Below are 22,961 nucleotides of genomic sequence, written 5' to 3'. Positions count from 1 at the left end.
CCGCGACCCCGTCCACCCGCACCGGTGAAGCCCCGGTCCGAACCGGATCCCAGCCGCAGGACCCCAGCCCCAGGACCCCGAACCGGACCCGTGAAGCCGCTCCCGTGGCCGACTCGTGCCGATGCCCCGAGGCAGTACACCCGGCTAGGACTCCAGAAGCCGCTGGCCCACGTACTCGCCGTCCCCCGGCCCGCCCGGTGCCGCGAAGAGTCCGCTCGCCTCGTGCCGCAGGAACGGGGAGAGCGCGTCACCCCGGTCGAGCTTGCGCTGCACGGGCACGAAACCCCGCAGCGGATCGGCCTGCCAGCAGATGAAGAGCAGCCCCGCGTCCGGAGTCCCGTCCGCGCCGAACCCGTCATGGAAGGAGAACGGCCGCCGCAGCATCGCCGCGCCGCCGTTCTGCTCGGGCGCGGAGATCCGGGCATGGGCATTGGCCGGGATGACCGGCTTTCCGTCCCCGCCCAGCTCGTCGAGCGCGAGGGCGGTCGTCTCGGTGCCGCCCGTGAGCGGGGCGCCATCCGATTTGCGCCGTCCGATGACCTGCTCCTGCTGCTTGAGCGGAAGCGCCTCCCAACTGTCGAGGAGCATCCGGATACGGCGTACGACGGCGTACGAGCCGCCCGCGAGCCAGGCGTGTTCGGTGTCGGCCGGAAGGAAGACGCGCTGGGCGAAGTCCGCGTCGGACGGTTTCGGGTTGTTGGTCCCGTCGACCTGGCCCATCAGATTGCGGGTGGTCATCGGCCGGTCCGTGGCCCCCCGTGAACGGTTGAAGCCGTTCATCTGCCAGCGCACCCGTGCCGCGTCCCCCGCTCCCTTCTGGATCGCGCGCAGCGCGTGGAAGGCGACCAGCGCGTCATCCGCGCCGATCTGCACCCACAGATCGCCGTTCGAACGTTTGGGGTCCAGTTGGTCGGCGGAGAAGGCGGGCAGCGGATCCAGACCGGCCGGCCGTTGCGCGGCCAGGCCCGTACGGTCGAAGAAGGTACGGCCGAAGCCGAAGGTGACGGTCAGCGATGACGGCCCGGCGTCCAGGGCGACGCCCGTGTCACCGCCCTCCGCGGGCCAGCCCGCGGTAAGACCGGCGGCCAGCCCCGACCAGCGGCGCATCAGGGCGGCGGCCTCCTTGCGGCCCGCCCCCGGAGCCAGATCGAAGGCGATCAGATGACCGTGCGCCTGCAGGGGAGTGGTGATGCCCGCCTGGTGCTCGCCGTGGAAGGCCACGGCGGTCGAGCCGACCGCCGTCAACGCCGTCGGGGCGTCGTCGGCCGCGGCCGCGTGGGTCACGGCCCCGCCCGCCGCGCCCAGGACGAGCCCGGTGGCGCCGGCCGCGCCGACGGTGGAGACGAGCCGTCGCCGGGAGATGCCGTCGCCGCTCACGGGTTCAGTCGGATTCGAGGGATCCACGGGTCTGTCAGCCGATCTTCATGTTCTTGTCGATGGTCGTCTGGTCGATGTCCGATGTCCGTACGGTCACCTTGACCCGCCAGTCGCCGGGCATCGGTATCTGCAGCCGGCTCGAACTCCAGTGTCCGGCCGTCACCCGGTCGGGGGTGACCGGCAGTGGCCCGATCTGCTTGTCCTCCAGGGTGAAGGAGACCTTCACCTCGGGGGCGTCCAGCGGCTTTCCGTCCGCGCCGTCGACCCAGACTCGCATCTCGTTGGGGCCGGGGCGCGCAGGGTCGAAGGTGAGACGGACCGTGCCCTTGCCGTTCCGGCCGCCGGTGTCGAAGGGGAGCCTGATCTCGGCCGGACCCGAAGGAACGGTGTCGGCGGTCGGGGAGGCCGACGTCCTGCCGGCCTCCTCTTCGGTGCGGCCGGGTTCGGTGGCCGTCAGCACGGTGGTCACGGCGAGCACGACGACGGCGATCCCCGCCTCGGCCAGTACGGAGCGGCGCATTCCGGAGCGTACGGGGTCGGCGTCCCGCGCCTTCTTCTTCCGGGTGGTGGCGATGGCCGCCCGTTGTCGTGCCAGTTGGGCGGCCCGAGCGGGGTTCTCCCCGGACCCGTTCGGCGTCGGCCGGGACGGACCCGCTTCGGCTTCCGGTGACCCCGGAACCGTCACGGATTTCCCGTCCTCGGCCGCTGGGGGGTGGGCGGTGTCCGCGGCTCGGCCGGCCTCGTCGGCTCCGCCACCCGCGCCGCCCCTGCCCTCGCCGACTCCGTCGGCCTGCGTGTCGCGTGCCTCGGCCAGCTGTGCCGTCCACCGCCGGGAGATCCCGGCGACGGCGACCATCACCACCACCAGCGCGACCTTGACCAGCAGCAACTGCCCGTACTCCGTCTCGGTCAGCGCCGACCACGAGCCGAGCTGCCGCCAGGACTGGTAGATCCCGGTCGCCGCCAGCGTGACGACGCAGACGAAAGCGAGTGTGGAGAACCGCCGCACGGCCACAGGGTCGATCACAGGGGCGCGGTGGAGTGCTGTCAGCAGCGCGGCGAGGCCGCCGAGCCAGCCGGCCGCGGCCAGCAGATGCAGTACGTCGAGGGGCATCGCGAGCCCCGTCTGTATACCGGTCGACGCGTGCTCCGACAGTGCCCAGGTCGCGGCGAGCCCCGCCGAGACGACGACACCGCCGACGCTCAGCCCGAAGGCGAGGTCCTGCTCACGGCTGCCGGGCACCGGCCCCGGGCTGTCGTTCGCGGGGCCCGTGCCGACGGCTTCGGCCTCGCCCGTGCCCTCGTCATCGCCGCCGAGTGACCCGGCGCGGTCGGCTTTCTCTGTCTTCTCTGTCCTCGCGCCTGCGCCTGCGCTAGAGCCCGTGCCTGCGCTCAGGCCATCGGCTTCGCCCATGCCGTCAGCTTCGCCGGACCCCGCGCTCTGTCCTCCGTCCGGCCGTTCCCTCTTCGCGTACGCGCCGAAGAGCACCGCGATGAACAGCGCCGCCGCTCCGAGCAGCAGCAGCCGGGAGATGAGGGCCGCTCCCGTCTTGGTCTCCAGCACGTCCTGGAGACCGCCGAGGTCGAAGGCGTCCGCGAGCTTTCCGGACCCCGTGTACGGGGTCCGGAGCAGCAGCATCGCGAGTGTGGCGGCGGTCAGCGTCACCCAGCCATGGGCGACGAGCCGCTGCACCGGCCTGACCGTGGCCCCCCGGTGCCAGCACACCAGGATGAAGGCGGCGGCACCGGTCATCAGAAGGAAGCCCGCGTACGCGGCGTACCGCGCGATGTCGTAGAGGAGCCCGACGAGCCCGCCGCCGGCCTCCTCGTCGGGCAGAGCGACCTCGGTCTTGGAAGGGGCGCCGATGGAGAAGGTGAACGCACCGGAGACGGGGTGGCTGTCGGCGGAGACGGCCTGCCAGGCCACGGTGTACGTGCCGTTGGGCACCGTGGCCAGCAGATCGACGGCGTACGCGACCTTTCCGTCGGCCGATACGTCGCGGACGGTCGACCGGTCCGCGCGCTTGCCGCTGGGTTCGAGGACCCGGATCGAGTCCTTGCCCATGGCGATGGGCTCGGAGAAGGTGAGCGTCACCTCCTTCGGAGCGGTGGGGACCACCGCCCCGTCCTTCGGATTGCTCCCGGTCAGGGCGGCGTGGGCGGCCGCGGGGCTCGCGGCGGTGACCAGCGAGCCCAGGACCGTGCCCAGAAGGACGGTCGCGGCCAGCAGCAGCCGTACGAGGCGGTGGTGCGGCCTGGCCGGGGACGGGCCGAAGCGCGGGGCGGTGGCTCTCATGACGTCGTCGATGCCCTCCTGCTCAGTGGTGCTCAGTGGTGCTTCGAGGGGGTGTCCGCCGGCCGGTCGGCCGGTGTTCTCGCCGGGTCGTACGTGGGCTCCTTCACCGGGAGTTCGACCCGGATCGGATCGGACTTCTCGAAGTGCAGCTCGACGGAGACCTTCTCGCCCTGCTTCGGCCGCTGCTTGAGCTGGGCGAACATGATGTGGTTCCCCCCGCGTTCGAGAGCGAGCGAGCCGTCGGCCGGGATGTCGAACGCCTCTGCCTTCCGCATCTTCCGCTCCTTCGACTCGTGGATGGTGACGTCGTCGGAGATGGAACTGGTGACGGAGGTGAGCTTGTCGGCCCCGCCGCCGTCGTTCCGCACGGTCAGAAACCCGGCGGCCATGTCGCTGACGGGTTGTGGCATGAATTCGCCACTTACTTTCAGTGACGGTCCGCTTGCCTTACCGTTGGAGGAGCAGCCCATCAGCACCAGCCCGGTGCTGAGGGCCACGGCACCGATGAGACCCGCTTTGCAGCGGCCTTTGGCCGTCTCCCGGCCCACAGCCGTCGATCGACCGACTGCTGTCTCCCGGCCCACGGCTATCGCCCGCTGCCCAGCTGTCGCCCGGCCCGTTCCCGGGGCCTCGCTCACGGCTCCTCCCCACGGACGAGCTTGGGCAGGTCCTTGGCGTATTCGTCCGCCGTCGTGCTCTCGCCGTAGATCACATAGCCCTTGTCGGTCTCCGGGGAGAAGGCCATGACCTGCGCGCCGTGCATGGAGACGACCGAGCCGTCCTTCTCCTTCTGCGCCGGTTCGATGCCGATGCCGATCTGGCGGGCGCCCGCCTGGATCTTCGAGAAGTCGCCGCTGAGGCCCACGAAGGACGGGTCGCCCGCGCTGGGCAGCCATTTGCCCAGCTCGGCCGGGGTGTCGCGCTCCGGGTCGGTGGTGATGAAGACGACTTGGAGCTTGTCCTGGTCGGCCTGGGGCAGCTTCTTCTCGGCGATGGCGATGTTGCTCATCGTCAGGGGGCAGACGTCCGGGCAGTTGGTGTAGCCGAAGAAGATCAGTGTCGGCTTGCCCTTGGTCTGCTCGCGCAGGTCGTACGGCTTGCCCTTGGTGTCCGTCAGGACGAGGTCAGGCTTGGCGAACGGCTGGTCGAGCAGGGTTCCGGGCTTGTTGTCCTCCTGCAGGGAGACGTCCGCGACGGAGTCCTTCCCGCCGGAGTCGTCCCCGCTGGAGCAGGAGGACAGAGTGAACACGGCGGTCGCGGCGAGTGCGGCCGTCAGTGCGGTCTTGATGCGCATGGAGGAAATCCTGATGGTGGTGTGTGAAACGGAAGATCAAGGAGTGCGGCGCCGGCCGGCCAGGAGGCCGAAGGCGATTCCCCCCGCTCCGACAAGGATGCCGACGATCCCGAGGACGCGGGCGGTGGTGTCCGAGCCGCCGTCCGAGGACGCGTTCTCCGACGTGCTCGTGCCGTCGTCGCTGTCGTCGTGTCCGTTGTTTTCGGTGCCGGGGCTCGTCGCGGTTCCACCGTGACCGTCGTCCTTGGCGGCCGACAGCGTCAGGACGGGTGCCGGTGCGTCGGGCTCGGGGGCGCCTTCCTGAGACTCCTCGATCCAGCGCACGACCTCCTTGTTGTCGTACGTCTGGAGAGCCTTGAACACGAGTCGGTCGGCGTTCTCGGGAAGCTGTCCGAGAGAGAGCGGGAACTGCTGGAACTGTCCCGGCCCGATCTTGGAGCCGTCGGCGGTCCAGGTGACCTTGGAGACCGCCTCGGTGATCTGCTTGCCGTGGACCTCAAGCGGCTTGTCGAGCTTGGCCTTGGTGACCTCGACCTTCCAGCCGGGCACGGGCTGCGGCATCACCGAGGCCAGCGGGTGCTCGGTCGGCAGGCTGACCTCCAGCTTCACGGTCGAGGCGTTGTCGCGCTCGTTCGGGACCTTGAAGTTGACGGTGGCGTAACCGCCCTTCGCGGCCTCGCCCTGCGGCTGGACACTGACATGCGCGAACGCCGTCCCGGAGAGCAGCAGCACAGAGGACGCGGCGACACCGGCGGCGACCGCGACACGGGAAGCACGGAAGGGAGGGATGAGACGGAAGGCAGGGGTGTGGCGAGTGTGACCAAGCGACATACGGGAGGCGCGGGATGAAACGCTCATGACGAAGACACTCCACAGGGTGGGAGAGACGGTGGTGTGCCGGGGCACAGAGGTGCGCGGCACCACGGCCGCACTCCCGTCGAGTGGGCCGCGTCAGGCTGCGAGAGCGAAGCGCGCGGGCGGCCCGCGCCTGATCACCGTGTGCTGAAGTGCCTCACCCGCGGCCGGCGGGCGAGCGTCGTCCGAGGCCCGAGGGGGACGCCCCCCGGGGGACGGCGTGTGTACGAGGCCGGTGCTCAGCGCCCGTACGAGAGCGAGTGCGGCCCGCAGAGAGCGCAGCCGGGCGGCCTCCGTCACCGCCTGCTGCATCTCGTACGCGGACTCGGCGGAGAGCCGCATCAGCCGCAGCAGTGCCAGATCTCCCCGCCGCAGCAGCCAGCCGGTCGCGAGGGCGGCCAGCAGATGCGCGAGCAGCATGGGGAGCGACGGCAGAAGATCCGGCTGGGCTGCCGCCGTCGCGACGTCACTCGTGTGGGCGCTGTGGCCGGGCGGCGTGAGGCCCGCGGTGGTGACGATCCGGTGTGCGTCGGCCGCGCTGAGAGGCGCGGCACCCGTGCCGCACATCAGTTTCGCGGCCATCCGGATCAGTATGTCGTCGCTCGCCCGCGAGAACCTGAGCTGATGCTGGCCGAGACCGAAGAGGGCGTGCAGCGCGAGCTGCCCCGCCCCCAGCGCCACGGCGATCGACGGCAGTGAGCGCGCCCGGCCCGTGAACGGCACGACCAGGGCGAAGATCCCGGCGAGGCCCGCCAGCAGAGTCCACCACGGGACGCTCGCGCAGGAGACCACCGCGTGCCCTGTCGCGGACAGCGCGACACAGACCGCGGTGAACACCGCGGCCCTCAGCAGCCGTAGACCGGCTCCGGTGCGCGCACCGCTCGGAAGCGGCGGGGACGACAGGGACGACATGGCCGGGTCATCATCGCACCCGGCCTCCCACCGCCGTACGGCAGGTCCGGAAGGTCCCCTTTGGGGCCGTGAACAGGGAGAGCGACGGAGACGTCATCGTCAGCCGTCACCCACCCAGACCCGCCCCGGCACGTCCCGGTCCCGCCGTCACCCCTTCGGCATACACCGTCGCCACGGTGGCGCGCTTCCGCCGAATGAGGGCAATCACACCAACTGTGTGCTTACGGACCGTGTATTGGGGCAATACGTATCGGTATGTCGAGCCGCAGCCAGGAGGCTGGAGCATGAGCATCTGGTGGTCACTCCATTTGCGGCGCGAAGCTGCGAGCGTTCCGCTCGCCCGGCGGCTGCTCATCGGGACGATGGAGACGGCGGGCGTGGACCCCGAGATCTCCTTCGACCTCTCGGTCGCGCTCAGTGAGGCATGTGCGAACGCGGTGGAGCACGGGGGCGGCGAAGGTCCGGGCGATCCCCTGGGGGCGTACCAGGTCACCGCGTATCTGGACGGTGAGACGTGCCGTATCGAGGTGGCTGATTCCGGTCCCGGCTTTCCCGTTCGGAAGGCCGACGAGTGCCCTCGTACGGGACCGGGGGCCGACACGCACACACCGACCACCGCGGAGAGCGGCCGAGGGCTCTGGCTGATCGAGGAACTGGCCGACCACGTTCGCTTCAGCAACCGGCCGGGGCGCGGAGCGGTGGTCAGTTTCGACAAGACCCTGAAATGGCGGGAGGACGCGCTGCTCAGGGTCTCCTAGGCCGCTTCTGATGGATCTTGCTGGGCTCGCGTGCCCTGGCACCGCACCTCGCTGCGTTGTCGTCGGTCACCTATGGCCCCCTGGGCCTTGCGGCCCGGGAGGTACCCCCACCGCATGGACTCCCTCCTCCGCCTTGCGATGCACGGCACCAGACCCCGCTCCCTGATCCAGCCTGATCCATCAGAAACGACCTAGACCTGGGCGACTCGCCCTCCGCACCCGTTGCTCCGCTTCGGGCTCCTCACCCGCCGGTCAGGACTGCTGGACGGAGGCCATCCACGTCTCGACCTCGTCGGCCTGGCGCGGCAGCGCCGCCGACAGATTCCGGTTGCCGTCCTCGGTGACGAGGATGTCGTCCTCGATCCGTACGCCGATGCCCCGGTACTCCTCCGGCACCGTCAGATCGTCGGCCTGGAAGTACAGACCGGGCTCGACCGTCAGGCACATGCCCGGCTCCAGCGTTCCGTCGACGTACGCCTCGGTGCGCGCGGCGGCGCAGTCGTGGACGTCGAGGCCGAGCATGTGGCCGGTGCCGTGCAGCGTCCAGCGCCGCTGGAGGCCCAGCTCCAGCACGCGCTCCACCGGACCCTCGACCAGTCCCCATTCGACGAGCCGCTCGGCGAGCACCCGCTGGGCCTCGTCGTGGAAGTCGCGGTACTTCGCGCCCGGCTTCACCGCCGCGATTCCGGCCTCCTGGGCGTCGTACACCGCGTCGTAGATCTTGCGCTGGAGTTCGCTGAACCGGCCGCTGACCGGGAGAGTGCGGGTGACATCGGCGGTGTAGAGGGTCGTGGTCTCCACACCGGCGTCCAGCAGCAGCAGATCGCCGGAGCGGACCGGGCCGTCGTTGCGCACCCAGTGCAGGGTGGTCGCATGCGGGCCGGCGGCGCAGATCGAGCCGTAGCCGACGTCGTTGCCCTCGACACGGGCGCGCAGAAAGAACGTTCCCTCAATGTAGCGCTCGCTGGTCGCCTCGGCCCTGTCCAGGACCCTGACGACATCCTCGAAGCCGCGGACCGTCGAGTCGCACGCCTTCTGCAACTCGCCGATCTCGAACGAGTCCTTCACCGCGCGCGCCTCGGAGAGGTAGACGCGCAGCTCCTCGTCCCGCTCGGCGGTGACCTTGTCGGTCAGCGCGGCCTCGATGCCGGAGTCGTGCCCGCGCACGGCGCGGACCGGACCGGTCTGCTCGCGCAGCTTGTCCGCCAGCTCCCGCACATCCTCGGCCGGGATGCCCAGCAGCTGCTCGGCCTCGGCGAGGGAGTGCCTGCGGCCGACCCACAGCTCACCCTGGCCGGAGAGCCAGAACTCGCCGTTCTCCCGGTTGGAGCGCGGCAGCAGATAGACCGTGGCCCGGTGGCCGTCGGCGGTGGGCTCCAAGACGAGGACGCCGTCCTCGGTCTGGTCGCCGGTGAGGTAGACGTACTCCGTGGAGGCCCGGAAGGGGTACTCCGTGTCATTGGAGCGGGTCTTCAGCCTGCCGGAAGGGATCACCAGCCGCTCGCCGGGAAAGCGCGCGGAGAGAGCGGCGCGGCGGGCGGCCGTCTGCGACGCCTGGGCGATGGGCTCCAGATCACGCAGCTCCGTGTCCGCCCAGCCGCTCGCCATGTTCTCGGCCAGCTCGTCGGAGACTCCCGGGTAGAGGCCGTTCTTCCGCTGCTTGACCGGCTGCTCTTCTTCTTCCGGGACACTCGGGGTGAGCTCCTCGGCCACGTCTGCCTCCTCGATACATCATTGGACCGGACTCCATCGTATGTGCGACGTGAAGACGGCCTCGCGGGGTGTGAGGAGTAAGGCAAAGCAGACGTAACACCACGTGAGCAGGGTCGGCCGTTCCCTGGCAAGACCGGTCAGTCGGTCAGCAGCGAGCCGACTGCCGGCCATCGGGCGGTCCGGGCCTGCCGTCGGTCCATGGCCGGATACACACCGTCGCGGTTCGTGGCCGACCCATGGCCGACCCATGGCCACGGCCGCCAACCGGCTGATCCCCGGCTGATCCCGGCCGGTCCGTGTCCGGTCTGTGGCCGTGCCGGCGGTCGGTCGGCGGTGATGCCGACGGACCGCCCCTGGCCAGATCCGCGCTCCCCTTCCCGGACCGGCCGGGGACTGGCCGGTGTTCTCGGCCGGTGCTCTCGGCCGGGGTTCCGGCGTCCTGGGCAGGGGCTCCGGCCAGTGTTCCGGTCAGTCGAAACGGGCGGCGAGCAGAACGACGTCGTCCACGCCTTCGACGCCCTGGTCGAGCCCGTCGGGCAGCACGGTGTTCAGCACATGGTCGGCGATCGCCCCCGGATCGTCGCGCGCCGCCTTCGGCACGCCCGCGGCGGCCGAGTGAAGCCGCGCGAAGGCCCGGTCCATGGCGTCCCCGGTACGCCGGAGCAGACCGTCCGTGTAGAGGAGCACCGTTTCGCCTGCCTCGGGACGCAGCTCTACGCTCGGCGCCTCCCAGCAAGCCAGCATCCCCAACGGCGCGGACAGGGACGTCTCGACGAACTCGGTGCGCCGCTCGCCGATGATCAGCGGCGGAGTGTGCCCGGCCCCGGCCAGCACGATCTTCCCCGCCGCGGGTTCGGCGTACGCGAAGAGCGCGGTGGCGGTACGGGCCGGTTCGGTGAGCCGCAGCAGCAGTTCGAGATCGGAGAGTACGGCGACGGGGTCCTCGCCCTCCATCACGGCGTACGCCCGCAGGGACGCGCGCAGCCGACCCATCGCGGCCAGGGCGCTCGGCCCCGATCCGCTGACCGAGCCGACCGCGAGGCCGAGCGCGCCCTCCGGCAGCGGCAGCGCGTCGTACCAGTCGCCGCCACCGCGTGGACCGGTCCGGTGCCGGGCCGCGAGCTGGACCCCCGGCACGCGCGGCAGTCTGCTGGGGAGCAGTTCCTCCGCGACGGTGGCGACGGTCCGCCGGGCCTGCTCCAGTTCGAGCAGCCGGGCCAGATGGCCGGTGGCGTACCGCGCGTAGAGGCTCACGAGATCGCGCCGGCGGTCCGACGGGGTGGTCGGTTCGTCGAAGTACCAGACGGCCGCGCCCAGCGTGCCCGCCGCCTCGGAAGCGAGCGGCTGGGTGTAGCCGGCCGCGCAGCCGAGGCGGGCGGCGACCTCGCGGTGCTGGGCGTCGAGCGATTCGTCACCCAGCAGATCGGGGTGGGCGACCGGCGCCGGGAGCCCCGTCCGCCCCTCCGGCCGGCGTCGGTCCTCCAGGATGCGTCCGTGCGCGGTCATGGCGCGCGGAACGGTCTCGATCTGGCCCAGTTCGGCGTGGGTGAACCCGAATCCCCTGGTGAGGGAGGGGCCATGGTCCACACCGTAGGAGCCGGAGCACTCGGATCCGTCGGGCCGTGCGGCGCCGGGCAGGGGTTCGAGTACGACCATCCCGCGGCGGGTCCCGAGCAGAGCCGCCCCGGCGCGCAGCAGTTCAGTGAGGGCGGTGTCGAGTGAACCGGTCTCGGCAAGGCGTTCGGTCAGTTGGTGGAGGGCGGTCAGGTCCGTGACCCACCCGGCGAGCCGGTCCTGGATCACCGCCGCGGGAGACACGGTGCCTGATCCAGCCGGTCCGTTCGGTTCTTTGGAGTCGGAGGGGGCACTGGGCGGACCGGATACGTCGGAGGCGCCGGAGCCGGTGAGTTCGGGGGGCACGTCCGCATCGGTGCCGGAAGGCGCCGAGGCGGAGGCGAGGGCGGACAGACCTGCGGCATTATGCGCGAGGTTGGGAACCGGTGGGTTGATTCCAGCCACTTTCGGCAGGTGTGGGGCGCTCATGGCAGCGAGCTTTCCGGCTGGTGCGTTCTGCTCAATAGCATCGCAAACCCCCATGTCATTCTGCGCCGCTATCAATGCATCCACATGTACACGCACATGTGAGGGGATGTCCAGCATTGCACCAGTGGGATTGATGGTGTCTACGTGGCCTTGGGTAGCTTTTGAGCTGTTCTTGAACCAGTTCCCGGGCCATGCGGGACGTCTCCGCGAGCCCATCCTTCCTTGGTGTCCTGAACTTGGCTGAAAAATGCACCTGCTGGTCAACAATTGAGGTCGACTGAGGGCGTTCGGCAGCGGATCCCTCGGGGGACCTCTCCGGGGCAGAGGGCTCCGGAGGGCCTTGGAGGGAAGCGTCATGTCGAACGTGGTGGGTACGTAAAAGGTGATGGCCGGGGGCAATTGGGATCCCTGGAACCCCGTGACGGGCTTGGGCGTCTTAAACAGCCGTGGGCCGCACTGGTACCCACGGCAGATCCCCGAAGAAGAGCCAAGGCGGACCCCCGGGTGACGGGGAAATGCCGGACTGGCCCCACGCGGGGGAGCGGTCCGGATATAACGGGAAGCAAGCGCCGGGCACGTACCCCACGCCACGCGCTTAATCGAGCACGGCCCACGTTCGGCCCCCGGGCGGCGATCCTGCCGCAGGCTAAGCGGGGGGACGCCCATGCCGCCGGCATGGGGCGGTGATGCCGCCGACCAGTACGTACCAGCGCACGTGATAGCACGTAGGTACGTACACACACGCAGTGCGTACACCAGACGTATTCGTACGAACAGTGAAAAGCTGTACACAGGGTGTGATGTGGACCTCGGCGTTCAACGGAAAGGAACGAGCGCTCATGCGCGAGATCCTCGGAAGGCGACGCAGGATCCGGTTTTGGCGTAAGAAGGGGCCGGTCCAGCCTGCACAGCTCGAAGCGGCGCTCACCTGCGCCGCCGAGTGGCGATGGCCCGTACTTCCCGGCGTGGGACTGCCCGCGGCCGGTGGTGGCCGGGGGCGGCGCTGCGCCTGCCCGGACGCCGAGTGCGTCGTACCCGGCGCGCACCCCTTCGACCCCGGGCTCCTCGCGGCGACGACCGACGAGCGGATGGTGCGCTGGTGGTGGACGAACAGGCCCACCGCACCGATCCTCCTGGCCACCGGGGGGTACGCGCCCTGCGCGGTGAGCCTTCCCGCGCCGGCCGGGGCCCGTGCGCTGGCCGCGCTCGACCGGATGGACATGCGGCTCGGGCCGGTCGTGGCGACACCCACCCGGTGGTCGCTGCTGGTCGCCCCCTACACGCTCGAACAACTCGGTGAACTGCTCTTCGCCAAGGACTGCGTGCCGAGTTCGCTCCGCTTCCACGGCGAAGGCGGCTATCTGGTCCTGCCCCCGTCCGAGACGGGGACCGGCCAGGTGCGGTGGGAACGGGCGCCGCTGCCCGGGTCCCGCGCTCCATGGCTGCCGGATGTGGAGGCGGTCGTGGACGCGTTGGTCGAGGCGAGCACGAGCGCGCCGGACGGTGGAAGCCGGCTCGCGTACTGAGGCTGCCCGCGTACCGAGGCCCGCTTACTGACGCTGCTCGCGTAGCGAACCACTGTGTACCGAGCCCGGGTGTACCGAGCCCAGCTACCGAGCCTCCGCTCCGGCGACACGGGCTCGGTGGCTGGGCCGGGCGGCTCTCCCGGCCTCGTTGCCTCGTTGCCTCTTGGCCTCGTGGGCGGCTCGGCTCGGTGAGTCCGGTGAGCGCGGGTCCTTCGGTCGGTGCGGTGATTCAGGTGGCTCAGGCGAGTCCGGCGGGCCGTGACGGCCTGGTGGCCGTCACTCGTACGAGTTGGAGCGGACCGGAGTTGCGTGGAAGCGGGTGTGCGGGTCACCGTGCGCCCGGATTCCATGGATATCGTCGGCGTGCCGAGCCGAGTGCCGTGCCGGATTCAGAATCCTCACGGTGCCCGTAGCGTCCGGAATTTCCGCGCAGTGGGTAGGTGGCCCATGAATCTCCGCATGATCGGGATTTATCTGGTTGTGGTGGTCGCCGCGCTGCTGCCGCTGGCCGCGGCGGCGGGGCCGACCGATGGGCTCCGCTGGCCGGACCGTTGGGCTCCGGGCGGATCGTCCGACGGTACGCCTGCCACCGCGCGTACCGGAGCCCCGGCCGGAGCGTCCGCCGAAACCCTGGACGGAGCCCTGGACGGAGCCCTGGACGGAGCCCCGGACGGGAACCCCGCCGGCGCCTCCGGCGTGAGCGCTGCCGAGGCCCACGGCAGAGAGAAGGCCGACGAGAATGCCGTGGACACCTCCGGCGGACAACCCGGCAGAAAATCACACCAGACGTCAAGAGCACGGCACAAGGCCGAAACATCACCTGATCACGGCAGCGAAGGCACGGCGGTGACCACCGCCCGATGCGGGCCGGAACTCGCCTCTCCCGAAGGGGTCGAGGCGCAGACCTGCGTACTGGCCAATGGCCATGACACCTGGGCGCGTACGTACTACCGCAATGCCACGGGCGCGGAATTGAGTTCCGTGCTCACTTTGATGGGCCCCGACCGGCGAACCCTGCGGATCAACTGCGCGGGCGAGGTGGGCGATGAGCCGGGCGTCTGCGAGACCCCGAGGGAACGGTCCCGTAGAGGGGCGGAGTACTGGGCGTTTGCCGAGTTCGCCGCCGTGGGCGGGCCGGACGGCGGTCCGCTGCTGCTGAGATCGGGGAGCAACTCCGTTGAACCGAAGGGCCGTTGAGAGACCGTCTGGCTCCGGACATAGAGAGACCCGATCGCTGGCGACGGGGGATGCACCAGCGACCGGGCTCTTAGAACGGTAACAAGAGATCTGCCATTCGCAAATTCGATCTCGGGTATTCGGACAGCGGTTCAGTCGCGCTTTGAGTGCGTTGTGACGGGAGTCACCCGCTTTTTCGCTCGGTGTGACCCAGAACCGCCCCTGGGCACAACTCGACCTGACTCAGGGGTAGTCGGGACAGATCGCAAGGCGGGGGCGGCCGGCCCGGGAAGGAGTGAACCGCTCAGGGCCGGAGCGGGCGGTTCCTTGGTTCGAATTTCACCACTTCGGCGCTCCGGACGTCCTTTTCCCGAAACTTCTGGTTCTCCTCGGCTCCGGCCCGCCTTGGTCATGGCACTCCTCGGCTTCCGCGCACCTCATGCCGCAGTCCTCCTCGGCTTCCGCGCTCCTCATGCCGCAGCCCTCCTCCGCTTCGGCGCACCCCTGCCGGAGTGCTCAGCTCAGAGTCACCTGACGGTTGGTGAGGCCGCCGCGCGCCCGGCGTTCGTCGCCCGTCAGCGGGGCCTCCGCGGCGAGCGCTTCGACAAGCCGCTCGGCGAACTCGGCCGCCGGCTTCTCGCACTCCTCGGCGCTCATCCCGCTCGGCAGGTCCCAGACCGGAACCACCAGCCCGTGAGCACGGAACGATCCGACGAGCCGGGTCCCCTCGCCGAGCGAAGCCGACCCGGCCGCGTGCAGCCGGGCGAGCGCGTCCAGAAGGCGCTCCTCCGGGTGGGGCATGACCCAGCGCAGATGGTTCTTCTCGGGGGTCTCGCACCAGTACGCGGCGTCCGTGCCGGAGAGTTTGACCGTCGGGAGCGCCGCGGCGTTCGCCCGCTCCAGGGATGCGGCCACCTCGGGGGAGGAGTCCTCCGCCGACTCCGGGATCCAGAACTCGAAACCGGTGTGCACCACCGGCTCGAAGGGGGCCTCCGGGTCGAGAAGGTCCTGGAGCCGCGGCCCTTCGCCCGACGCGGCCCGCTCGGCGCCGACCGGATGGCCCGGCTCCGCCGCGAGCGCGCGGGTCAGCGTGTCCGCGAGATCGCGGCTGAGGTCGCCGGACGAGGTGTCGTTCTGGAGCCCGAGCAGTACGGAGCCGTCGTCGCGGCGCATCGCGGGCCACGCCATGGGCAGGACGGTCGCGAGCGTCACGGAAGGCACGCCTTCGGGTAGTCCGCCCTTGAGCGTCAGCCGCGCGGTGGCCGCGGGGACCAGCTCGCGCAGGGCGACCCAGTCGCATTCGCCGGCCAGCCCTTCGAACGGTCGCTGGACCAGTTCGGTCACGGCCTGGGCGGCGGCGCGGCCGTGGCACGCCTTGTAGCGGCGGCCCGATCCACAGGGGCAGGGCTCGCGGGCGCCCACCACGGGTACGGGCTCGTCGGCGCCCGCGGTGCGGCCCCGGTCCTTGGGCTGGGACCCGGGGGCCTTGGTCTGGGGGCGCTTCTTGGCCATGGTGCGGCTTCTCCCGATAGCGGCGTCGCTCGTACGGCGACACGTCTGCGTGCCCGAGGCGGCATCTGTGACTGGTGTGCGTGGTGGTGCACAAAGTGGTGCTGTGCGTGATGGTGGTGCCGTGTTCTCGGCGCGAGCCTAGCCGTCCGGTGCCGTCGCGGGGGCACAGCACCCGGTACTCCTGTCCGTGCGCATGTCGGCGACGGCACGCGAGAAAGGCGTACGACCCTGGTCACCGATTCCGGCAGGGCCGTACACCTCCGTCGTGCATCTCAACCGTCGTGCTCCCCCATGGTCCTGGGCGCCGGAGGGCGTCGGCCGTTCTCTGTCTCAGCCGTCGTTCGCCCGGACTTCCCCGGCCTCGGCCTCGGCCTCGGGGTGTTTCGCAGGGTGTTCCCAGGGATGCCTCGGACCTCCCTCGTCTCAGCCTTCGTACGGTTCCGCGTAATCGAAGCCGCCGGCGCCCGGGCCTGCGACGCGCGTAGCGAAATCGTCGCGAAGGTGCCCCTTGGAGACGACCACCCACACGGTGACCTCGCCCGCCGCACCGTCACGGACGCCCCACTCCTGGGCCAGCGCGGAGATGATGTTGAGCCCCCGTCCGCCTCGGGCGGTGACCGACGGAGTGGAGGGCACGGGCCGGGTGGGGCCACCGCCGTCCGTCACCTCGACCGTCAGCCGGCCGGACGGATCGACATGCCAGGCGGCGCGGACGTCTCCATCGCCCACCTCCGCGTGCCCCAGCGGCCTGCCATGGCGGCAGGCGTTGCTGAGAAGCTCGGAAAGAATCAGAATCGCATCGTCGACGACCGATTCGGGTACGCCGCCGCGCCGCAGCTGCTCCCGCATCCGGTGCCTTGCCTGGCCCACGCCCGCAGGGCCATGGGGCACGGCCATGCTCGAAGACGTGGGCACCTCCTGTGCCACCACCAACGCCACCCCCGAGACCTCCTTTGCCCCACGCCACGGTGTGAATGCCCCGATGGACTGAACCGGAAACCGGCCCGGAACGCGTCGATGACGCACTCCTGACTCCCGAGTACGTACCGAATGCGCCGGTGCACTCCCTGTAGTGGGTGTTACGGACACGAGTTCGGTATCACAGACGTCTGAGCGATTCCAAATATGGATGTAAGCCCCCATAGCGGACCATGTGTGAATGAGACGTGTGCATGGCACTGTGGCCCGTGTTACAGCCGTACATTCCGGTTCTGCCCGCTCACCGGCTCCGCAATCCTGCCTGCCGGCCCCGCGCTCGTCCCGTCCGGCCGCCCTGTGCCCGTGCCGCCGTGGCTCCCGTCGCGCCGGCCGTACGCCGGTCCGTACGCGCTGGCCGTACGCCGGTCGCGTGCGGGTCGTGCCGCTGCCGGCTCCTGGTCGTGCCGCGGCGGCGTCCCGGCCGTCCCGGCCGTCCTACAGTCGGCCCAACTGGGTGAGGACCTGCCGGGGCCGGTTGGTGATGATCGCGTCCACGCCGAGCCGGACGCACAGTTCCACATCCTCCGGTTCGTTGACCGTCCAGACGTGAACACGGTGACCGGCGCGGTGCAGCCGTGCGATGTAACCGGGGTGGTTGCGGACGATCCGGATCCCGGGACCGGCGATCCGGGAACCGGCCGGCAGCCGCCCGTCGCGCAGCCGGGGGCTCACGAACTGCATCAGATACACGGTGGGGATGGTCGGCGCCGCGGCGGCGACCCGGTGCAGCGAGCGGGCGGAGAAGCTCATGATGCGTACGGGCGACTCGTCCGCCGAGGCCGGTTCGGCGAGCCCGAACCGCTCGAGGAGCTGGAGCAGCCGCCCCTCCACCTGTCCGGCCCAGCGGGTGGGGTGCTTGGTCTCGATGGCCAGTTCGATACGGCGGCCGGAGTCCGCGACCAGTTCCAGCAGCCGCTCCAGGGTCAGTACGGAAGTGAGGGACGGGTCGCCCCAGTCGGGGCTCTCGGCGGAGTCCTCCCTTCCCTTCCAGGTCCCGAAGTCGAGCGCGGCGAGATCCGCCAGCTCCAGGGCGGAGACGGCCCCGCGGCCGTTCGAGGTGCGGTTGACACGCCGGTCGTGAACACAGACGAGATGGCCGTCGGCCGTGAGGCGTACATCGCATTCGAGGGCGTCCGCACCGTCCTCGATGGCCTTCATGTAGGCGGCGAGCGTGTGCTCCGGGGCATCCTCCGACGCGCCTCGATGGGCTACGACCTGGATGTTGTGCTGCCGTGCTTGAGTCACCGCGTCATGGTGTCACCGAGTTGGGGGAGGCGTGTGCGGGGGGCGGGGAGGCATGTTCATCCAGGTGGCCGCCACGCCTTGGAGACGCGCCCGTTTTGTCGTATGTAAAGAATTGAGGGAATACGCACAGGTCCTGCTTACAGTGGCCTGACGTGCTGTGGGAAATGCTGACCCGAGACAGTTGCAGCGCGGACTCCCGCACCGATGCGAATGATGTGGACCCCAGAGGAGAGAAAGCTGTGAGCACCGAGAACGAGGGCCACGAGGGCACTGTGCAGCCGGCAGCGCCGTCCGTGCCTCCTGTGCCGCCAGTCGCTCCCGCGGGACCGCCGGCTCCACCCGTGTCCGACGGGGGCGGGGGCGACGCGTACGGCGCGGCTCCCTACGGCGCTGCGCCTTCCGGTTCCACGGCGCCTTCGGGCTCCGCGGCCGAGCCGGGCGGGCAGGCCGGGCCGGGCGGCCCGAGCGGCCCTCCTCCGGGGGCTCACCCCACCGAGCCGGTCGCGGCTCACGGGCCGGGTCAGCCGCCCCAGGCCGAGCCGGTCACCGCGCCGCTGCCCGGACCCGTCCCGGCGGCCTCCCCCGCCGCGGCCCAGGCTCCGGGCACGGGCTGGCCGTCACAGCCGTCCGCCCTCCCCTCCTACGGCGGCGGTGACGGTACGGTCTGGGGCGCGCCGGTCCAGGTGGGCGGCAAGCCCCCGCGCAAGCGCCCGGGCGGACTGGTCGCCGCGGTCCTGGTGGCCGCCCTCGTGGCCGGCGGAGTCGGAGGCGGCATCGGCTACTGGGCCGCCGAGCGCAACGACAACGGCACCGGCTCGACCACCATCACCGCCGGTGAGATGCCGAAGGACCTCAAGCGCGAACCGGGCACGGTCGCGTCGGTCGCCTCCAAGGCCCTGCCGAGCGTGGTCACCATCGAGGCGAAGTCGGGCCCCGGCGGCACGGACAACGGGGACACGGGCGGCAGCGGCCAGTCCGAGGGCGGCACGGGCACCGGGTTCGTCTACGACCAAGAGGGCCACATTCTCACCAACAACCACGTGGTGGCCTCGGCCGCGGCCGGCGGCACCCTCTCGGTGACGTTCTCCAACGGCAAGCAGTACGACGCCGAGGTCGTCGGCCGTGCGCAGGGTTACGACGTCGCCGTACTGAAGCTGAAGAACGCACCCTCGGGCCTGGCTCCGCTCGCGATCGGCGACTCCGACAAGGTCGCCGTGGGCGACTCGACGATCGCCATCGGCGCCCCTTTCGGGCTGTCCAACACGGTCACCACGGGCATCATCAGCGCGAAGAACCGTCCGGTCGCCTCCGGTGACGGCTCCAGCGGCAAGAACTCGTACATGAGCGCCCTCCAGACGGACGCCTCCATCAACCCCGGCAACTCCGGTGGCCCCCTCCTCGACTCGCGCGGCGCCGTCATCGGCATCAACTCCGCCATCCAGTCCACCGGGGGCGGCTTCGGCCAGTCCCAGGCCGGCTCCATCGGCCTCGGTTTCGCCATCCCCATCAACCAGGCCAAGAACGTCGCCGAGCAGCTGATCAAGACCGGCAAGCCCGTCTACCCCGTGATCGGCGCCACCGTCGACATGTCCGGCAAGGGCGACGGCGCCACGATCCCCGCCCAGGGCGCGGGGGGCACCGACGCCGTGACTCCCAATGGCCCAGCCGCCAAGGCCGGCCTCAAGGCGGGCGACGTCATCACCAAGTTCAACGGCAAGCCGATCGACAGCGGCCCCACTCTGATCAGCGAGATCTGGAACCACAAGCCGGGCACCAAGGTGACACTGACGTACGAACGCGACGCCAAGGAGAACACGGTCGACGTCACCCTCGGCGAACGCACGGGCGACAGCTGACCCCCCCTCCCCACCCACCCCGAGAAACACGGCTGCACCCTCCGCCGCGGTGCCGGTACTCTGTAGGCCGCTCCGCGGCAGGTAAGGCGGGGCGTGGGTGGGTTGCCCGAGCGGCCTAAGGGAACGGTCTTGAAAACCGTCGTGGCGCGAGTCACCGTGGGTTCAAATCCCACACCCACCGCAGGTAGGTCAGAGAAGTAGCAGGTCAGAGGGCGGGCCCCGGATTCCGGGGCCCGCCCTCTGTGCTCAGCCTGTCTCGCCGGTTTCCCGCCCTTGACCAGGGCGTGTGGCCAACCTGCGGCCAGGATCGGGGACTCAGCCGCCGTTCGGGTCCCGCGTCGGTGAAGCCCTGTGTCCTCCCGAGGTGAATCCGCCTGTGTTCGGGCGGCAGGGGAACGCCGGTGGGGGAATCCCGGTCAGCGGCGGCCTCCTCCCATGGCCAGCCGGTGTGCCGAGGCGATCGTGGCGCGGGCCTCGCGTTCCGTCAGGCCGGCGCGAGTGGCGGCTTCGGTGAGCGCGTTGGCGAGGGAGTCGCCGATGCCGTTCTCGTACGCGCGACAGGCTGCCCAGAAGAGCCTGGTGTTGCGCTGGCCCTCGTGGGCGGCGAGGACGAAATGGACCAGACCCTGGCCCTGGGACGGGCGGGCGTGGGCGTGGGTGGGGTGGTGAGGGCGCGCGGGCGGTGTGACAAGGCGCAGAAGCGCGCGAGGGCAGGGCGCGGGAGACAGGCCGGCCGTGCCGGGGGCGAGACGGTACGCGCCATGGGCGGAGACGGAGCCCGGGCCGACGAGGTAGCCGCCCGATCCGCGTACGTCGATGCCGGGGGCGAGTCGGCCGGCGGAGTTCGGGACGACGACGTCCGGAGGTCCGGTCAGCCACAGATGGCGTCCGCCGCTCGGAGTGAGGACGGTGACCGTTTCCGGGATGGTGAACAGGTGCCGCAGCGCCAGATGCCGGAGCGCGGACAGCGAATCGGCCACCGAGCCGGCGGAGCCGCCGACGCCCGTCGTGTCGAGGTCGATGCCGATCAGATGGTGCGGCGGTCTGCCGCACGCGATGCCGTAGCCCGTGGCCCAGGGGGCCGCGGCGAAGAGCGCCCGTACGCCCGCCGGGTCGGTGGTGGCGTCGTGGACGCCATGGCCGGGCAGACCGCATTCGCCGCGGCACAGGACCGGCTCGGCCTCGTCCCGGTGCGGTGATCGCAGGGCCGGGAGCTTCGTGGGGGACAGGGGAATGACGGGTAGCCCACGCTCCGCGGCGGAGAGGGCGTGGGTAAGGGCCAGGGTGGCGGTCTGCCGGACGGTGATGGCCATGATTCTTATCATCGTACAGATGTTCGAAGAAGGGAAGGGGGAGTTTGGCTGGAATCGTGCCGTAACGCTTCGCCCCTTGTAGCTGCCGGGCTTTCCCGGCGTGGAAGGGGCGTGCACCGCTCTGAACTGCGGTTCTGCGGGCGTGAAGAGGGTTTATCAGCCTGTCGTCACGCTTGAGGGGGAATCGCTCCGGCTTGGGTGGTTCGCCGGGGATTCGCTGGGCAACTCTGAGGTCGCGACGTCGTGACCAAGATCCGGGCCGGTCGGCCAACCGCCTGGGAACCAGCCGTACTTCCGCAATTCCGGTTCATGGAGGAAATGACATGGCAAGCATCCGTACCGCCCGCGTCCTCGCCGCCGTCGCCGCCCTGCCCCTCACGGCTGCCCTCTTCTCGGGCGTCGCCTTGGCCGACAACGGCGCTTTCGCGGACGACGGATCGAACGCGACGGTGGCTTCGATCGTCGGCAGTGGTGTCGCTGGGGTGAATTTCGGCAATTCGACCACCAGTCAGCAGGTGGCCAGCGGTGCCGGCGCGTCCAACCAGAGCAACATCGCCAGCGTGAACGGCTCTGCCTTCACCGCCATCGACCAGGACAACGACAACACGGTCGTGAACTTCACCCACCTTTGGTGACGCCAGGCCCGAGGGGGGCGTGGACCGAGGAGTGAAGGACAGCCTGCGCTGCGGTACTCCGGTGCCCTCGCGCAGGCTGTTCCGCGTTCGTCCGCCCTGGCTTCCGTCCTCGCTTCGGTCCAGGCTGCGGCCCGTGGGCCGCCGTCGTATCCACCTGGAGTCGTACGACCCGTACGACTCACCCCACCCCCCACCCCCTGTCCGGCTACGCCCGTGCTCAGTCCGAGCCCCGCGCCCGCCCCGCGCCCGAATCCGGCGCCGCACGCGCTACCGCCCCGATTCCGCGGGTGTCCGCAGGCCGGGGGCCAGGGCTGTACGACGCCCATCCGCTCCCCGAGCCGGGGCTCGAGGCCCTGAGAGCCATGTCATCGGCTCTGAGGGTCTCCTCCACCTACAGGAGGTGGGGCTAACACCATCACTACAACCTGAGGCGGACATGGCTTCAGGACCTGTGGCCGATCCGCAGAAGCGGTACCCGCTCCTAGCGTGGACCCCATGACCACGCCAGTCTGCACAAGCGCTTCGAAGGCCGCCGTGCGGGTGCCTCCGTTGTACGGAGGCGACGCACGGTACGCGACCCATGCCCGCTACTCGTCGTTCTCGTCGTATGTACGGGCGCGGGGGCCCGTACTGCTGAGGACGGCGCGCTCGCTCACCGCGAACCCGAGCGACGCCGAGGATCTGCTGCAGACCGCGCTCACGAAGACGTATGTCGCATGGGAGCGGATCGAGGACCACCGGGCGCTGGACGGCTATGTCCGCCGTGCCCTGCTCAATACCCGTACATCGCAGTGGCGCAAGCGCAAGGTGGACGAGTTCGCCTGCGACGAACTGCCCGAGCCGGAGACCGTGCCCTCGCCCGATCCCGCCGAACAGCAGGTGCTGCACGACGCGATGTGGCGTGCCGTCATGAAACTCCCGGACCGGCAGCGGGCGATGGTGGTGCTGCGCTACTACGAGGATCTGAGCGAGGCCCAGACGGCGGAGGTGCTCGGAGTGTCCGTCGGTACGGTCAAGAGCGCGGTGTCGCGCGCGCTCGGCAAGCTCCGCGAGGACCCGGAATTGGTCCCGGTGCGCTGACGCCCTTGCGCTCGGCGCACTTCGGCGCACTGACGTACGCACGCAGCCAGCACGCAGCGCAGTCCGCGCATCCCGGCGCAGTCGGCACAGCGGGCAGTTCGGTGTGCAGTCGGCATTCCGCGCAGTCCGCGTGCATCGTGCATCGTGCGCGACGTGCATTGCGCGTGCACCGTGCATCGTGCGCGACGTGCATTCCGCTTGCACCCTGCATCGTGCGCGACGTGCAGGCCGCACCTGCACCTACCGTGCTCTCCGCGCGTGCCCGTCATTCCCGTGGCTCCCGTCCGGCCGCATCCTTTACCCAGGGGGGTAATGACACGCCTGGCGGTAGGTGAGCAGAATCTGCACACTTCTTCACTGCCACGTAGCGCTAGCGCCCAACGGGAGGACGC

18 protein-coding genes and 1 tRNA gene are annotated in these 22,961 nt (G+C 70.3%); 7 read left to right on the top strand and 12 right to left on the bottom strand.

The window, feature by feature from the left end; genetic code table 11:
* Nucleotides 1-144: 144 nt before the first annotated feature.
* The 6 genes from efeB to ACWEFL_RS31035 all read right to left on the bottom strand — a co-directional run bounded on the left by efeB (nt 145) and on the right by ACWEFL_RS31035 (nt 6,734).
* On the bottom strand, nt 145-1,377 hold the full coding sequence (gene efeB, locus ACWEFL_RS31060; protein WP_451718965.1) for an iron uptake transporter deferrochelatase/peroxidase subunit: 1,233 nt from the start codon (nt 1,375-1,377) through the stop codon (nt 145-147).
* A gap of 34 nt (nt 1,378-1,411) precedes the next feature.
* Nucleotides 1,412-3,673: a copper resistance CopC/CopD family protein gene (locus tag ACWEFL_RS31055; protein ID WP_451718963.1), complete on the bottom strand. Its 2,262-nt coding sequence runs from the start codon at nt 3,671-3,673 to the stop codon at nt 1,412-1,414.
* Between the two features lie 32 nt (nt 3,674-3,705).
* Nucleotides 3,706-4,143 (bottom strand): copper chaperone PCu(A)C, encoded by a 438-nt coding sequence (locus tag ACWEFL_RS31050; RefSeq protein WP_451719074.1) that lies wholly within the window; start codon nt 4,141-4,143, stop codon nt 3,706-3,708.
* Nucleotides 4,144-4,307: 164 nt separating this feature from the next.
* Nucleotides 4,308-4,967 (bottom strand): SCO family protein, encoded by a 660-nt coding sequence (locus tag ACWEFL_RS31045; protein WP_451718961.1) that lies wholly within the window; start codon nt 4,965-4,967, stop codon nt 4,308-4,310.
* A gap of 36 nt (nt 4,968-5,003) precedes the next feature.
* Entirely contained in the window at nt 5,004-5,798 is a 795-nt protein-coding gene (locus tag ACWEFL_RS31040; protein WP_451719072.1) for a YcnI family copper-binding membrane protein, read from the bottom strand.
* Between the two features lie 120 nt (nt 5,799-5,918).
* The gene (locus tag ACWEFL_RS31035) at nt 5,919-6,734 is read right to left on the bottom strand and encodes a hypothetical protein (protein WP_451718959.1); all 816 of its coding nucleotides are present in this window, start codon (nt 6,732-6,734) and stop codon (nt 5,919-5,921) included.
* 284 nt (nt 6,735-7,018) lie between these two features.
* On the opposite strand from ACWEFL_RS31035, the gene ACWEFL_RS31030 reads away from it, so the two are divergent.
* Nucleotides 7,019-7,492, top strand: a complete 474-nt coding sequence (locus ACWEFL_RS31030) for an ATP-binding protein (protein ID WP_451718957.1) — start codon at nt 7,019-7,021, stop codon at nt 7,490-7,492.
* A 252-nt stretch (nt 7,493-7,744) separates the two neighbouring features.
* Here ACWEFL_RS31030 and ACWEFL_RS31025 read toward each other — a convergent pair whose 3' ends face one another.
* Together ACWEFL_RS31025 and ACWEFL_RS31020 are read right to left on the bottom strand one after the other, a co-directional pair.
* Nucleotides 7,745-9,205, bottom strand: a complete 1,461-nt coding sequence (locus tag ACWEFL_RS31025) for an aminopeptidase P family protein (protein WP_451718955.1) — start codon at nt 9,203-9,205, stop codon at nt 7,745-7,747.
* A gap of 468 nt (nt 9,206-9,673) precedes the next feature.
* Complete coding sequence (locus ACWEFL_RS31020; RefSeq protein ID WP_451718953.1) at nt 9,674-11,365, bottom strand: PP2C family protein-serine/threonine phosphatase; 1,692 nt, start codon at nt 11,363-11,365, stop codon at nt 9,674-9,676.
* Nucleotides 11,366-12,087: 722 nt separating this feature from the next.
* On the opposite strand from ACWEFL_RS31020, the gene ACWEFL_RS31015 reads away from it, so the two are divergent.
* Both ACWEFL_RS31015 and ACWEFL_RS31010 read left to right on the top strand, forming a co-directional pair.
* A complete protein-coding gene (locus ACWEFL_RS31015; RefSeq protein ID WP_451718951.1) occupies nt 12,088-12,774 on the top strand; it encodes a bifunctional DNA primase/polymerase in 687 nt (228 codons plus the stop codon).
* Nucleotides 12,775-13,221: 447 nt separating this feature from the next.
* On the top strand, nt 13,222-13,971 hold the full coding sequence (locus tag ACWEFL_RS31010; protein ID WP_451718949.1) for a hypothetical protein: 750 nt from the start codon (nt 13,222-13,224) through the stop codon (nt 13,969-13,971).
* Nucleotides 13,972-14,466: 495 nt separating this feature from the next.
* Here ACWEFL_RS31010 and ACWEFL_RS31005 read toward each other — a convergent pair whose 3' ends face one another.
* The 3 genes from ACWEFL_RS31005 to ACWEFL_RS30995 form a co-directional block, all read right to left on the bottom strand.
* Nucleotides 14,467-15,462, bottom strand: a complete 996-nt coding sequence (locus ACWEFL_RS31005; RefSeq protein ID WP_451718947.1) for a DUF5926 family protein — start codon at nt 15,460-15,462, stop codon at nt 14,467-14,469.
* Between the two features lie 423 nt (nt 15,463-15,885).
* Nucleotides 15,886-16,488, bottom strand: coding sequence for an ATP-binding protein (locus ACWEFL_RS31000; RefSeq protein ID WP_451718944.1), 603 nt, complete (start codon nt 16,486-16,488; stop codon nt 15,886-15,888).
* Nucleotides 16,489-16,875: 387 nt separating this feature from the next.
* A complete protein-coding gene (locus ACWEFL_RS30995; RefSeq protein WP_451718942.1) occupies nt 16,876-17,685 on the bottom strand; it encodes a glycerophosphodiester phosphodiesterase in 810 nt (269 codons plus the stop codon).
* Nucleotides 17,686-17,924: 239 nt separating this feature from the next.
* On the opposite strand from ACWEFL_RS30995, the gene ACWEFL_RS30990 reads away from it, so the two are divergent.
* Nucleotides 17,925-19,541: a S1C family serine protease gene (locus ACWEFL_RS30990; protein WP_451718940.1), complete on the top strand. Its 1,617-nt coding sequence runs from the start codon at nt 17,925-17,927 to the stop codon at nt 19,539-19,541.
* Nucleotides 19,542-19,637: 96 nt separating this feature from the next.
* Nucleotides 19,638-19,722: transfer RNA gene (locus tag ACWEFL_RS30985), tRNA-Ser, on the top strand.
* 235 nt (nt 19,723-19,957) lie between these two features.
* On the opposite strand, the gene ACWEFL_RS30980 is transcribed toward ACWEFL_RS30985, so the two are convergent.
* Nucleotides 19,958-20,854 (bottom strand): bifunctional DNA primase/polymerase, encoded by an 897-nt coding sequence (locus ACWEFL_RS30980; RefSeq protein ID WP_451718938.1) that lies wholly within the window; start codon nt 20,852-20,854, stop codon nt 19,958-19,960.
* Nucleotides 20,855-21,177: 323 nt separating this feature from the next.
* On the opposite strand from ACWEFL_RS30980, the gene ACWEFL_RS30975 reads away from it, so the two are divergent.
* Together ACWEFL_RS30975 and ACWEFL_RS30970 are read left to right on the top strand one after the other, a co-directional pair.
* A complete protein-coding gene (locus tag ACWEFL_RS30975; protein ID WP_451718936.1) occupies nt 21,178-21,489 on the top strand; it encodes a hypothetical protein in 312 nt (103 codons plus the stop codon).
* Between the two features lie 495 nt (nt 21,490-21,984).
* Nucleotides 21,985-22,569, top strand: a complete 585-nt coding sequence (locus ACWEFL_RS30970) for a SigE family RNA polymerase sigma factor (protein ID WP_451718934.1) — start codon at nt 21,985-21,987, stop codon at nt 22,567-22,569.
* Nucleotides 22,570-22,961 lie beyond the last annotated feature (392 nt).

This window comes from Streptomyces sp. NPDC004838 (assembly GCF_053600955.1).
Note: the sequence above shows the minus strand (reverse complement) of the source record. Positions and strands in the feature narration are given on the sequence as shown.

Bases quoted from the DNA above. Each gene is read 5' to 3' on its own strand.
- ACWEFL_RS31055 (WP_451718963.1), bottom strand. From the start codon at position 3,673: ATGAGAGCCACCGCCCCGCGCTTCGGCCCGTCCCCGGCCAGGCCGCAC.
- ACWEFL_RS31050 (WP_451719074.1), bottom strand. From the start codon at position 4,143: ATGGGCTGCTCCTCCAACGGTAAGGCAAGCGGACCGTCACTGAAAGTA.
- ACWEFL_RS31045 (WP_451718961.1), bottom strand. From the start codon at position 4,967: ATGCGCATCAAGACCGCACTGACGGCCGCACTCGCCGCGACCGCCGTG.
- ACWEFL_RS31040 (WP_451719072.1), bottom strand. From the start codon at position 5,798: ATGTCGCTTGGTCACACTCGCCACACCCCTGCCTTCCGTCTCATCCCT.
- ACWEFL_RS31035 (WP_451718959.1), bottom strand. From the start codon at position 6,734: ATGTCGTCCCTGTCGTCCCCGCCGCTTCCGAGCGGTGCGCGCACCGGA.
- ACWEFL_RS31030 (WP_451718957.1), top strand. From the start codon at position 7,019: ATGAGCATCTGGTGGTCACTCCATTTGCGGCGCGAAGCTGCGAGCGTT.
- ACWEFL_RS31020 (WP_451718953.1), bottom strand. From the start codon at position 11,365: ATGCTGGACATCCCCTCACATGTGCGTGTACATGTGGATGCATTGATA.
- ACWEFL_RS31015 (WP_451718951.1), top strand. From the start codon at position 12,088: ATGCGCGAGATCCTCGGAAGGCGACGCAGGATCCGGTTTTGGCGTAAG.
- ACWEFL_RS31010 (WP_451718949.1), top strand. From the start codon at position 13,222: ATGAATCTCCGCATGATCGGGATTTATCTGGTTGTGGTGGTCGCCGCG.
- ACWEFL_RS31005 (WP_451718947.1), bottom strand. From the start codon at position 15,462: ATGGCCAAGAAGCGCCCCCAGACCAAGGCCCCCGGGTCCCAGCCCAAG.
- ACWEFL_RS30980 (WP_451718938.1), bottom strand. From the start codon at position 20,854: ATGGCCATCACCGTCCGGCAGACCGCCACCCTGGCCCTTACCCACGCC.
- ACWEFL_RS30975 (WP_451718936.1), top strand. From the start codon at position 21,178: ATGGCAAGCATCCGTACCGCCCGCGTCCTCGCCGCCGTCGCCGCCCTG.
- ACWEFL_RS30970 (WP_451718934.1), top strand. From the start codon at position 21,985: ATGACCACGCCAGTCTGCACAAGCGCTTCGAAGGCCGCCGTGCGGGTG.